We start from the raw sequence: 12399 nt of genomic DNA, 5'->3' as shown, positions 1-12399 counted from the left end.
GCCAAAAATCTGCTTATGGCCTTTTTTACTGCTGCTGGTCGCTTACGTCGGCGAACTTATTTTCTGCGAGTGCTGGCGCTCTACGCACTGGCTATGCTGGTTTATGCCCTGCCTGGGCTGCTGTACGCCGTTCAGGTACCATCATCGGTGGCGTTACTGGCGTTGGGCGGCTTTTTGGTCATTTTCTACTTGGTACTCATACAGGTCTTGCTGCGCCTGCACGACCTGAACCTAAGCAGCTGGTGGAGTCTGATAATGCTGCTGCCAGTAGTGAGCTACATTTTGGGCGGTGGTCTGCAATTTGTGCAGGGCACTATTGGCCCCAACCGGTTTGGGCTCGACAGCAAAAGACCTCATCTATTGCCGCCAGCTGTCACTGTAGTTGATTTAGAGGTGAACTAAACTTCACTGAACAAACAAAAAAGCCCCTTCCGTCTACGGAAGGGGCTTTCTTATAGCCGAAGCACGAATGCTATTACCGGCGGGCGTTGTTATCCTGCGGCGGGTAGGTGCTCAGAATGCCGTTCACGATGCGGTGGGTTTCCACTTCATCAATGGTGTTCTGGTTGACCTGGGCCTGGCCGGTGCCACGCCACGCCAGCTCCTTGCGGTGAGCGTCGATGATGTCAATTACCACGGTGCCGGCCTTGTACTGCGTCACGGGCGAATAGCCGCGGTAGCCGCCGTAGCCGTAGCCATAGGGGTAGCCCATGCCATTGTAGTAGGGCGAAACCTGCTGCTTGTCCTCCACGCGGGCGCTGTAGGCCACGTAGATATCGGGCGCGGTGGTTACTTCGGTCAGGCCTTTCTGGGTCATTTCCGAAGCCACGGCGGCCCGCATCCTTTTGTCGAGGAAGGACTCGTAGCCTTTGGCCGGGCCACCCTCGGCATCGCGGGGCTGCTGCGGGTACCAAGCCCAGGTTTTGAAAGCCCGGAAATTCACAGCGTGGTCAAAATCATTGGTCACGCCTACGCGGGAGGCCGTGGTGCAGCCGCTGGGACTCAGCAGCAACACTAAGCTGGCGGCAACCAAGGCCACCGGATGGGCCAGAAAACGGGTGATGCGATTCATAAAAAGGAAGAAGGAAGACGGGTGTATTAATGCCCCTAAAAAGCCGTTTATCAGGATAAATGGGCTGTTTTTAGCGGCTGTGATAGTAACGGAAAAGAGGGTTGCGGCGTTCCATTTTTATGGGGCTGGGCCGGGGGGTAAGCGGATGCAAATAAGAAGACAAAATATTGACATCACCGGAATTTGTCCTACCTTACCTCCAAAATCCCCACCCTTGCTTTTTCCTAGTTGATGAAAAGAACTGCCCTACTCTTTTTGGCTGTCTCCAGTCTGTTTGCTGCCTGCACCTCCACCCGCGACGAAATGAGCAAGGCGGCCGCCGACCGTACCCCCGTAGCGCACAACACCATTGTGGACTGCCCCGTGTACGATGGCATGAAAAAAACGTCCACTGTGCTCGCCCAAACCACCAGCGGCAACGAAGTGCAGGTGACCGATACCATCAACGCCTATTTCGTGCGCGTCCGCCTCGATAAGGACGGCCAGACCAAAGTAGGCTACATGGACCGCCGCTGCTTCGGCGAGCGCGGCAACGAGCGCGGCAACCGCAAATAGCCACGACCCGCGCACTCGCGCGCTGTTTTTAACTTCTCTGCAAATGCAAAAAGCCCGATTCATCGAATCGGGCTTTTTGCGTTGGGAGTCGGCCGCAGTTAGTACGACGGGCCTTTGTCGGCCTGGACCAGCTCTTCCTGCTGGTCGGCGTATTCTTCCATCGGCGTGCAGCTGCAAATCAGGTTGCGGTCGCCGTAGGCCGAGTCGATGCGGCTGACGGCGGGCCAGAACTTATTGGCGCGCACATACTCCATGGGGTACACGGCCTGCTCGCGGGTGTAGGGGCGGGTCCACTCGTGTACGAGGACGGTGGCGGCGGTGTGCGGGGCGTGCTTGAGCACGTTCTCCTTCGCATCGGCTTTGCCCGATTCCACGTCGGCGATTTCCTTGCGAATGGAAATCATGGCGTCGCAGAAGCGGTCGAGCTCGGCTTTGCTTTCGCTTTCTGTGGGCTCAATCATGAGCGTGCCGGCCACGGGGAACGACACGGTGGGCGCGTGGAAACCGTAGTCCATCAGGCGCTTGGCGATGTCTTCTACTTCGATGCCGGCCTTTTTGAAGTGGCGGCATTCCAGAATCATCTCGTGGGCGCAACGGCCGTGGCTGCCGGTGTAAAGCACCGGGTAGTGCGCTTCGAGGCGGGCCTTGATGTAATTGGCATTGAGAATAGCTGTTTCAGTAGCGCGCTGCAGGCCGTCGCCGCCCATCATCGAAATGTAGGCGTAACTGATGGGCAGGATGCTGGCCGAACCCCACGGCGCGGCCGAAACCGAGCCATTCACACGGCCTTCTACCGGAATTACGGCGTGGCCGGGCAGGTAGGGGATGAGGTCGGCTACTACACCGATGGGGCCGATGCCGGGGCCGCCGCCGCCGTGGGGGATGCAGAAGGTTTTGTGCAGGTTGAGGTGGCACACGTCGGCCCCGATGGTGGCGGGGGAGGTGAGGCCCACTTGGGCATTCATGTTGGCCCCGTCCATGTACACGCGGCCGCCGTGGCTGTGAATGGTGGCGCAGATGTCGATGATGGTTTCCTCGTACACGCCGTGCGTGCTCGGGTAGGTCACCATCAGGCAGCTCAGGTTGGCGGCGTGCTGCTCGGCTTTGGCCTTGAGGTCGGCCACATCAATGTTGCCGTCTTCGGTGCTTTTCACCACTACCACTTGCATGCCGGCCATCACGGCCGAAGCAGGGTTGGTGCCGTGGGCCGAGGCCGGAATCAGGGCTACGGTGCGGTGGTGGTCGCCGCGGGCATCGTGGTAGCCTTTGATTGCCAGTAGGCCGGCGTACTCGCCCTGCGCGCCCGAGTTGGGCTGCAGGCTCACGGCCGCGAAGCCGGTGATTTCACACAGCCAGGCTTGCAGGTCCGAGAAAATCTGCTCGTAGCCTTTGGCCTGCTCGATGGGAGCGAAAGGATGAAGGCCGCCGATTTCGGGCCAGGTCACCGGAATCATCTCGGCGGTGGCGTTCAGCTTCATGGTGCAGGAGCCGAGCGCAATCATGGAATGAGCCAGGCTCAAATCCTTGTTTTCGAGCTGCTTCATATAACGCAGCATCTCGTGCTCGGCGTGGTGCGTGTTGAACACGGGATGCGTGAGGTACTCGCTGCTACGCACCAGCGCGGCAGGAACGTGCAGCTCGGCGGCTTCCACGGTTTCGGCCAGCTGGTCGGCTTCCTTGCCCAGCACTTTGGCAAACACGTCCAGAATGTCGGCCACGTCGTGCAGCTCGGTGTTCTGGTTCAGCGAAATGCCGACGCGCTGCTCTTCGAAATAGCGGAAGTTGAGGCGGGCGGCTTCGGCTTCTTTCTTCAGCGCCTGCGCCAGTTCGGCACTTTCGAGGCGTAGGTTCAGGGTGTCGAAGTAAGATGTGTTGGTTTGCTCTACGCCCAGCTTTTTCAGGCCGGCTTCCAGGGTTTGGGCCAGCAGGTGGGTGTTGGTGGCGAACTGCTGGAGGCGCTGCGGGCCGTGGTACACGGCATACATGCCGGCCAATACTGACAGCAGCACCTGCGCGGTGCAGATGTTGGAGGTCGCTTTTTCGCGGCGAATGTGCTGCTCGCGGGTTTGCAGGGCCATGCGGTAGGCCTTGTTGCCGGCCGCGTCGATGCTCTGGCCGATGAGGCGGCCGGGAATAACGCGTTTGAACTGCTCTTTGCAAGTGAAGAAACCGGCGTGGGGGCCACCGTAGCCCATCGGCACGCCGAAGCGCTGGGAGTTGCCTACGCACACATCCGCGCCCAGCTCGCCGGGCGAGGTGAGCAGCGTGAGGGCCAGCAAATCAGCCGCCATCACCACAAAAACGTTGTTTTTCTGCGCCTGGGCGATGAAATCTTTGTAGTCGAACACCTCACCATCGGCGGCGGGATATTGCACCATCGCGCCGAAGAAACCTTCGTTGCTGAGGTCAACTTGGCGGTGGTCACCCACTACCAGCTCGATGCCGACCGGGGTGGCGCGGGTGCGCAACAGGTCGATTGTCTGGGGCAATACCTGCTCCGATACGAAGTATTGGTTCGCGTTTTTCTTCTTGGTCTGGCTGTGCAGCATGTGCATAGCTTCGGCGGCAGCGGTGCCTTCGTCCAGCAGGCTGGCGTTGGCGATTTCGAGGCCGGTGAGGTCAATAACTACCGTTTGGTAGTTGATGAGAGCTTCGAGGCGGCCCTGGGCAATTTCGGCCTGGTAGGGCGTGTAGGCGGTGTACCAGCCGGGGTTTTCCAGAATGTTGCGCTGGATAACGGGGGGCAAAGTCGTGTCGTGGTAACCGAGGCCGATGTAGGACTTGAACACCTGGTTCTGACCGGCAATCTGCTTGAATTTCGCCAAAAAAGCCCGTTCGCTGAGGGCGGCGGGCAGGTCGAGCGGTTTCTTTAGGCGGATGGCGGGCGGCACGGTTTCGGCGATGAGCTGCTCGATGCTGTCCACGCCGATGGTGCGGAGCATCGCCGCCTGGGCATCGGCCCCGGGCGCGTTGTGGCGGGCTTCAAAAACGTCGACTGGCGAGAATTTCAACGACATAAAGACGGGAATAGGTTGGTGGGGAGCCGGTTAGGCGGGTGGGTTTTTGGATTCAGATTCCTTAACAAAGGTACGCCCGAAACGTCCCGGCGAACTGTGGGAAAGCCGTAATTTTGGCCGGCTATCTGGTTTGATGGCGCGTCATGGTGCCGTTGAACCCGCTTGTCATCCTGAGCGCAGCGAAGGACCTTATCACGTTCGCATCGGTTGAATTAGTGCAAACTGTTCAGTGGTGATAAGGTCCTTCGCTGCGCTCAGGATGACAGATGTTTTCCCGCTTCTCACCCAATTCCCACCCCACCCCATGTCCCTCACCATCGGCCTCATCCGCGAAGGCAAAACCCCGCCCGACAAGCGCGTGCCCCTCACCCCCAAAAAGTGCGTCGAGGCGCAGACCAGCTTCCCCGGCCTGCAAATCGTGGTGCAAAGCAGCCCCATCCGCAGCTACGCCGACCAGGAATACCGCGACCTGGGCCTGGAAGTGCGCGACGACCTGAGCACATGCGACGTGCTGATGGGTGTGAAGGAGGTGCCCGTCGACCAGCTCATTCCCAACAAAACCTACCTCTTTTTCTCACACACCGTGAAGAAGCAGCCCGCCAACCGCAAGCTGCTGCAAGCCGTGCTCAAAAAGAACATCACCCTGATTGACTACGAGCTGCTGACCAACGCGCACGGCGAGCGCATTGTGGCGTTCGGGCGCTACGCCGGCATCGTGGGGGCCTATAATGGCCTGCTCACCTACGGCCGCAAGCACGGCCTCTACGACCTGAAACCCGCCTACCAATGCGTGGACATGGACGACATGCAGGAGGAGTTTTTCAAAGTAAAAAAGCTGCCGCCCATCAAAATGGCCATCACTGGCAGCGGGCGTGTGGCGCAGGGCGCCCTGGAGGTGCTCGACCGCATGGGCATCCGGCGGGTGAGTGTGTACGATTATCTGTACCTCGATTTCAACGAGCCGGTGTACACCCAATTGCGCAGCTCCGACTACAACCGCCGCCGCGATGGCCGCGTGTGGGATACCCAGAATTTCCACCAGCACCCCGAGGAGTACGAGTCTACGTTCGGCAATTTCCTGCCCGTCACTGACCTGCTCATTGCCTGCGCCTACTGGCACCCGGCCGCGCCGCTGCTTTTCACCGAAGCCGACACGCGCCGGCCCGATTTCCGCATCAACACCATCGCCGACGTGACGTGCGACGTGAACGGCTCGGTACCCACCACCAAGCGCAGCAGCACCATCGCCGAGCCAGCTTTCGACTACAACCCCGCCACTGGCGAGCTGGAGCCGCCCTACTCGCGCCCGACCAACATCACCGAAATGGCCGTGGATAACCTGCCCTGCGAGCTGCCCCGCAACGCCAGCCGCGACTTCGGCCGCCAGCTCATCGACAAAGTGCTGCCCCACCTGCTGGGCCCCGATGCCGAGGGCGTGATTGCCCGTGCCACCATCGCCAAGGGCGGCCAGCTCACGGAGCGGTATCAGTATCTGGCCGACTACGTGGCCGAAACGGCCAGCGTGTAGTTTAGCCCGGAATTAACAAAAAAAGCCCCTCCTGGAAACAGGAAGGGCTTTTTTTGGTGATGAAGCAATGCGGTGTGAATTGGAAGCCGCCTTGCTTCATTGGGGAAAGAATGATTTAGAACGTGCGGTTGAACCAGCCTTTGATGTCGTCAATGGCGTGGCCGGTTTTCTCTTGCAGTTTGCCGTACCACTCGTCCTGCTTGCCGTCTTCGTAGTCGAGGTCATCGTCGGTGAGGTTGCCCCACTTCTGTTTGGCTTCGCCTTTAATCTGGTTCCAGTTGCCGCGGGCTTTCAGTTCGGTGCTGTTGCCGGTGGCGGTAGCGCTGGCATCGTTGCCGATGTTATTGAACCAGTTCTTGATGTTGTCGATGGTTTCGCCGGTTTTGGCCTGTAGGTTGCCCAGCCACTCATCCTGCTTGCCTTCGTTATAGGTCAGGTCGTCGTCGGTCAGGTTGGCCCATTTCTGCTTGGCGGCACCTTTCAATTGGTTCCAGTTGCCGCGAGCTTGCAACTCGGTATTGTCGCTGATGTTATTTTGATTAACGTCCATGGTTGAAAGGGGAGTTTAGTTAGAAAGAAATGAGGGCGGGAAGAGGTGAAATTGTTGGGCTTGTACGCAAGGCTTTTTGGGCGCGTTGAGGCCGTGGGCCGAATGCCGAAATTTTACACCCGCTGCCACGCGCTGGTCTCCCGGTCTGGCTGCGGGGCCGCGCTATTGAAAGCCTGCCACTAGGCTACCAATCAGCACCACCCACACGCCCGCGCCCACGCCGTAGCCACCCCAGGCTCGGCCGCGCTTGCGGCGCTGGGCCTCCGCGCGGTAGGCCGGGCCATAGACCGGGTCGGCCAGCAGTTCGGGGTGAGGAGCATGGAGGTTGGCCGCCGTTATGGGATGCGGCGCAATGCTGACCGGGGCCACCGCGCCCAGCAGCGGCCCGCCGTAGAGCGTCGCGCCCAACGCGCCCCAGAACGGGCCGTTGGTGGTATAGCTGCGGGCCGCGTCCTGGTGGCCTTTGGTGCGGCGCTGGGCCTCGCTCAGGCCCGGCAAAAGGTCGGGCGCTGGCGGCTTTTCGGGGGAAGCTGTTGGATGCAGCACTTCGCGGGTACCGTTGGCGTAGCGCACCAGAAATACATCGGCGGCGGCCAGTTGGATGGTGTCGACCCCGGCCAGCGGCAGGTAGCGAAGCGCCAGGGGCGAAATGGTGAGTACCCGGCCCGGAATTTCGGTGCCATCGGTGCGGAGAATAACATCGATGGTTGTGGCTTGTTGGGCCCGGCCCCGGCCCATAACGGCCAGGAGCAGCACTGGCAGCAGCAAGCAGCGGCGCAGGGCCGCGAGAATGTCGGTGGTACGCATGGCCTACCGATGCCGGGCATTGAACCCCAGCATCAGGCTGATGCGGGCACCGCCGTTGCCCGGCACCACGGCCAAGTTCACGGGAAAGTTGATGCCGTTGGAGCGAAACGAGGTTCCCATGGCCAGCACTAGGTTGGCCCCCAGCGGCGTCAGGTTCGGCCCCACGCCGAACTCAAGGCCCTTGGCCCCGCGAATGCCCAGCAGCCCGCTGATGCTGGGCAGAAACTTGCCCTGCTCCAGCCCGCCCACCAGCGGCACGAATTCGGCCAGCCCGCTCACCCCGTTGGGCATCCGAAACAAGCGGCTCTCGAACTGCCAGCCAAACTGCGTCAGGAAGGGGTTGAGGTCGGGCATGCTTTCGTGGGCCTTGTCCAGCACGCTGGCCGAAAGCACGGTAAAGCCAATACGCGGGCCATCGAGCCGAATGGGCTCGTCCAGAATGGCATCGTCGGGTGCCGCATTGCTGAGCGTGGGCACCTCGGCCGGAAAAGCCGTGCGCGCCGCCGCACCCGATACGGGCAGGCCAGTGCCGACCGCCGCCGGGGGCGCATTCAGCACTTCCTTGGTGCCGTTGGCGTAGCGAATCAGGAACACATCGCTGCGCCAGATGCTGATGAGCGGGCCGTCGGGGTTGTCGGCGCGGCGGTATTTTACTTCGGAGGGCGTGATTTCGACCACCTTCACCGCGATTTCGTCGCCGTTGCGCTTGGTGAGGAGGTCCTGGGCGCGGGCCGGGCCGACCAACAGTACCAGCAGGAAAAACAGGGAGAGTAGGCGTGTGAACATGGCGCAAGAGGCTAAGGGTGAAAACATGGCTAAAGGTGGCGCATTTAGTAGCCGGCTTTCAACCGTATTTTGCATATTGTTAGACCTTAGGCAAAGTCTTTTGAGTTGCGCAAGTATTTGTCTGATAATGGTTAATGTTTTGATAAAAGGATATTAATTCGTGTCCTAAATAATCGAAAATCTCTATCTACTGCACCAATGGACGACCTGCGCACCACGCTCCTCACTCTCAGCCCCGACGACCGGCGCGATTTTGGCCGCTTCATTCAGCGGCAGCGCCGCAAAACCATCGGCCGGCTCGATTCGCGCCTCTACGAGCTGCTGGTGCGAGCCAAGGAGCTGAAAACTGAGCAGCTCATCGCCCAGCTCTACCCTGATGCGCCCAACCCCGTGGCTTACTACGCGTTGCGCAAGCGCCTCATGCGCCACCTCACCGACTACCTGCTGCTGCGCCAGCGCCAGCTCGATACCACGGCCGCCGCCACCGTGCGCGGCCACCTGACCCTGGCCCAGTATCTGTTTGAAGCCGGCATCCCGCGCCTGGCCTGGACCACCCTGCGCAAAGCCGAAAAGCTGGGCCGCGAAACCGAGCAGTACGAGCAGCTGAACGCCGTGTACAACCTCCAGATTCAGCACGCTGAATCGCCCCACGCCGCGCCACTCGACGAAATCCTGCCCCGCTACCGGGCCAACAAAAAAGCCGCCGATGAGGAGGAGCGGGCCAACATTGCCGACAGCCTGCTGCGCCAGCGCCTGCGCGAGGCGCGGGTGCGTGGCCGGGCCACGGTATCCGTCGATGCCATTTTGCAGCAGATTCTGGCCGAATACGACTTGCAGGAAGCCTTCGCCCGTTCGCCCTCGCTGCTGAGCCGGCTCATGTCCATCACGCGCAGCGCCATGCTGGTGCGGCGCGATTTTACGTCGTTTGCCGTTTTTATCGAGCGCTGCTATAATCTGATGGAGCGCCGCCACGGCTTTGCGCCGGCCCAGCGCGGGCACCAGCTCAAGCTGCTCTACATGCTGGCCCACGCCCTGTACCGCTCCCGCCGCTTTGCCGAGTCGGTGGCATACCTGGAAAAAGGCACTGCGCTGATGAGCGCCGGGCCGGGCCGGCAGTTCAGCGAGTTTGCGCCGCGCTTCACCTTCCTGCTGGCCGCCAACTACGCCTTCCTGCGCCGCAATGCCGAAAGCATCAGCCTGCTCGAAGCCACTTTGCGCGGCCCCAAAGCCCTCGCCACCGCCGATGACCTCACCGCCCGCTTCCAGCTCACGTTCCACTACTTCGCCGAAGGCAAGTTTGCCAAAGCCAACCAAGCCCTGCTCAGCCTGGCCCGCACCGACCACTGGCTGGAGCAGCACCTCGGTCTGGAATGGATGCTGAACCGCAACATCGGCGAAATGCTCATCCAAATCGAGCTCGACAATACCGAGCAGGCCCTGACCCGCCTGCGCGCCATCGAGCGCACCATCCGCGAGCTGTTTCCCGCCGTGCCCGCCGATGCGGCCACCGCCACCCAGGCCGTACCCGCCGGTGGCCCCTATCACCCCGTGCTCATTTACCTGAGCCTGGTGCGCGAGCTCATCGAAAACCCCGCCACCGCGCACAACCACGATTTTGGCAACCGCGTGACGCACCTGCCCGCCTTCATTTCCGAGGAGCGCGAAGACCTGCAGGTCATCAGCTTCTACTCCTGGCTGCGTGCCCGCACCCTGGGCCGCCCGTACTACGACGTGCTGCTGGAAATTGCCAATGCCTGAGTATTGCGCATAAAAAAAGCCCCGCGCAATCACTTGCGCGGGGCTTTTCAGGAAATCAGGGCCGACTGGAATTACTTCTTAGCGGCTTCTTTCATGTTCTCTTTGGTCTGCTGGGCCGATTTGGCGGCAGCGTCGCCCATGGCGTCCATTTTGGCACCGGCGGCGTTCATTTTGGCATCCATCTTGGCACCGGCGGCGTCCATTTTGGCGTCCATTTTGGCACCGGCGGCGTCCATTTTAGCGCCGGCTTTTTCGGCGGCGGCGTCCATTTTGGCACCGGCTTCCTGGGCACCAGCTTTCATGTTGGCCGAGGCATTGTCGACGGCAGCGCCGGCGGCGGCACCAGCTTCGGTAGCCGTGGTGGCAGTGCTATCGGTGGTTACGGTAGCAGTGGTACCTTCGGGCGTGGTGGTCGTGGTTTCGGTAGTTTTGGTTTGCTCGCAAGCGGTGGCGGTGAAGGCGACGGCAGCGGCTACGAAGAGGGCTTTAACGGAGATTTTCATGGTCGTTGAATTTGAGAGTGAGATTTGACGGTTAATCAACGAGGAGGAAAAAGGTAACCCACGGGCGGGGCAGGCCCAACGGGTTTCGCTCCGAACCAGCCGGTGCAAACCGCCCAGCTAACTTTTATCGGCCCGCAACAGTATAGCCCTCACGCATCTTCTTATTCTTGCATTCCCATGGATTCCACCGCCGCCACTCCGCAAACGCCCGCCACGCCCGCCGTGCCCATGGCCGTAAGCGACCAGCAAAATACTGCCCTGCTCGACGATACGCTCACTTTCCTCACGGCCAGTACGCCCACCAACGCCGGCCCGCAGGGCCGCACCGAGGTTGAGCGCTGGGCGGCCGTGCTGGCCGCCTCCGACCGCCCCGGCCTAGCCAAAATCAAGCAGGAACTCAGCCAGCTCAGCGACCTACTGGCTGATGCTAAAACCCCCGCCCACGACATCGCGGAAATCCTCGCCAGCCTGGGGGCCGAAACCGCCAAAGTAGCCGAAGAGGCCGGCGGCGACTACGCCGCGCCCCTCGCCAACCTGAGCAAGCAGCTCATCAAAGCCGGCAACACGCTCTCGAAGTAAGCTGCCGGCTGCCTCGCCGTAACCATTGTAGCGCGAACTTTGTAGTTCGCGTCCCCGCGCTACCCGGAAAAATTCCGGTTGGCCGCGTGGCGACGCGAACCACCAAGCTCGCGCTACTGCTTTTTATGGCTCCATTATCTCCCACCGACCTGCTGCCCTACGACCCATTCGATGGCATGCGCTTCGGCCCCGAAACCTGCTTCCTCAGCGGCCAGCCCGTTGGCCCCGATGATACCGTTCCCGTCTTCGCCGAGTGGCTGCAGACCCGCTATAACCTGGCCGAGCGCCCCATTCAGCTCCTCGACCAGCGCACCGTCCTCATCAAGGATTTGCGCTTGCCCGCTGCCCCCGCCGCCCGCCAGCGCATCGAAGAGCTGGAGGGTAGGGTAGAGGCCGCCGCCGCGCAAGGCCCCGCTGCCCTGCGCGCCCTCGGCGATGACACGCTTTTCCTCTGGATGGGCAAAATGTTCTACGGCATCTTCATCACCGAGCTGCTGAACGAATTCGAGCCCCTGATAAAGCCCAAGTACCCGCTGGCCGAAAACGCCGCGCTGGTACGCCGCTTCCAGGCATTTTTTCAGTTGCTGCAAGGCCTGCGCGTGCCCACCGAATACGCCGATTTCGTGCCCGGCTCCGTTTTCGTCCTCGAAGCCGACCCGACCGAAGACGTGACGCCCTTCGAGTACGATGACGACCTGAATACCCTCGTTTTTAGCATCAAGCTCGATAAAACCGTGCTGGTCGCCTGCCTGGTCGATATCGGCCTCGTGGGCCAAGCTATGCGCAAGGTGTACGCCGATGCCCAACGCCCGCTGCATCCGGTCCAGATTGCCGAATTCAAGGCCCGCGTGTACTACGCTGCCCACCTGCTACACGTCGTGCCGGATATCTACCCCCGCCACCCGCGCCCCGGTGACACCCAAATCGTCTTCGACGCCCTCATCGACGACGTTACCGGCGCCATCTTCAACCCTTGGGAAAACAGCGCCTACACCCAAACCCTGGCCGAAATGTGGCAACGCTGGAACATCACCCTCGCCGACGTAGTAGCCAAACCCGCCGAGCCGCTGAGCTTGCTTTACAACTCAGACGGAAGTCCGCGCGAGTTGAGAAACTGGCCGGGTTTGTAATTGCTTAACCAAGAAAAAGAACGTCATGCTCATCTGGCGTCCGCGCAGCCGAAGCATCTCTACCGTGTAACTAACCCAATCGACGGGGATTACTACTGCGGTAGAGATGCTTCG

General features: G+C 60.9%; 12 protein-coding genes. 6 read left to right on the top strand and 6 right to left on the bottom strand.

Annotation, left to right across the window (positions count from 1 at the left end; all coding sequences use genetic code 11):
* Positions 1 to 15: 15 nt before the first annotated feature.
* Entirely contained in the window at positions 16 to 402 is a 387-nt protein-coding gene (locus ACYU70_RS16025) for a DUF805 domain-containing protein (RefSeq protein WP_342295186.1), read from the top strand.
* Positions 403 to 475: 73 nt separating this feature from the next.
* On the opposite strand, the gene ACYU70_RS16020 is transcribed toward ACYU70_RS16025, so the two are convergent.
* Positions 476 to 1072, bottom strand: coding sequence for a DUF4136 domain-containing protein (locus ACYU70_RS16020; protein WP_342295189.1), 597 nt, complete (start codon positions 1070 to 1072; stop codon positions 476 to 478).
* 231 nt (positions 1073 to 1303) lie between these two features.
* On the opposite strand from ACYU70_RS16020, the gene ACYU70_RS16015 reads away from it, so the two are divergent.
* Complete coding sequence (locus ACYU70_RS16015) at positions 1304 to 1627, top strand: hypothetical protein (protein WP_342295192.1); 324 nt, start codon at positions 1304 to 1306, stop codon at positions 1625 to 1627.
* A gap of 98 nt (positions 1628 to 1725) precedes the next feature.
* On the opposite strand, the gene gcvP is transcribed toward ACYU70_RS16015, so the two are convergent.
* Positions 1726 to 4644, bottom strand: coding sequence for an aminomethyl-transferring glycine dehydrogenase (gcvP, locus tag ACYU70_RS16010; protein WP_342295194.1), 2919 nt, complete (start codon positions 4642 to 4644; stop codon positions 1726 to 1728).
* Between the two features lie 304 nt (positions 4645 to 4948).
* Here gcvP and ACYU70_RS16005 point away from each other — a divergent pair, with 304 nt between their 5' ends.
* Positions 4949 to 6172, top strand: coding sequence for an NAD(P)-dependent oxidoreductase (locus tag ACYU70_RS16005; RefSeq protein ID WP_342295195.1), 1224 nt, complete (start codon positions 4949 to 4951; stop codon positions 6170 to 6172).
* 115 nt (positions 6173 to 6287) lie between these two features.
* Here the strand turns inward: ACYU70_RS16005 and ACYU70_RS16000 are convergent, their stop codons facing one another.
* The 3 genes from ACYU70_RS16000 to ACYU70_RS15990 form a co-directional block, all read right to left on the bottom strand.
* Positions 6288 to 6722, bottom strand: a complete 435-nt coding sequence (locus ACYU70_RS16000; RefSeq protein WP_342295196.1) for a CsbD family protein — start codon at positions 6720 to 6722, stop codon at positions 6288 to 6290.
* Between the two features lie 162 nt (positions 6723 to 6884).
* A complete protein-coding gene (locus ACYU70_RS15995; RefSeq protein WP_342295197.1) occupies positions 6885 to 7529 on the bottom strand; it encodes a hypothetical protein in 645 nt (214 codons plus the stop codon).
* A gap of 3 nt (positions 7530 to 7532) precedes the next feature.
* Positions 7533 to 8315, bottom strand: coding sequence for a hypothetical protein (locus ACYU70_RS15990; RefSeq protein WP_342295198.1), 783 nt, complete (start codon positions 8313 to 8315; stop codon positions 7533 to 7535).
* A 198-nt stretch (positions 8316 to 8513) separates the two neighbouring features.
* Between ACYU70_RS15990 and ACYU70_RS15985 the strand changes: the two genes are divergently transcribed.
* Positions 8514 to 10073 (top strand): hypothetical protein, encoded by a 1560-nt coding sequence (locus tag ACYU70_RS15985; RefSeq protein WP_342295199.1) that lies wholly within the window; start codon positions 8514 to 8516, stop codon positions 10071 to 10073.
* 71 nt (positions 10074 to 10144) lie between these two features.
* Here ACYU70_RS15985 and ACYU70_RS15980 read toward each other — a convergent pair whose 3' ends face one another.
* Positions 10145 to 10576 carry a hypothetical protein gene (locus tag ACYU70_RS15980; protein ID WP_342295200.1) on the bottom strand — a complete coding sequence of 144 codons (432 nt, stop codon included), beginning with the start codon at positions 10574 to 10576 and terminating at the stop codon, positions 10145 to 10147.
* A gap of 177 nt (positions 10577 to 10753) precedes the next feature.
* Here ACYU70_RS15980 and ACYU70_RS15975 point away from each other — a divergent pair, with 177 nt between their 5' ends.
* Together ACYU70_RS15975 and ACYU70_RS15970 are read left to right on the top strand one after the other, a co-directional pair.
* Positions 10754 to 11155 (top strand): hypothetical protein, encoded by a 402-nt coding sequence (locus ACYU70_RS15975; RefSeq protein ID WP_342295201.1) that lies wholly within the window; start codon positions 10754 to 10756, stop codon positions 11153 to 11155.
* Positions 11156 to 11280: 125 nt separating this feature from the next.
* A complete protein-coding gene (locus ACYU70_RS15970) occupies positions 11281 to 12285 on the top strand; it encodes a hypothetical protein (RefSeq protein ID WP_342295203.1) in 1005 nt (334 codons plus the stop codon).
* The last annotated feature ends 114 nt before the right edge of the window (positions 12286 to 12399 follow it).

The organism is Hymenobacter segetis (genome assembly GCF_054776495.1).
Note: the sequence above shows the minus strand (reverse complement) of the source record. Positions and strands in the feature narration are given on the sequence as shown.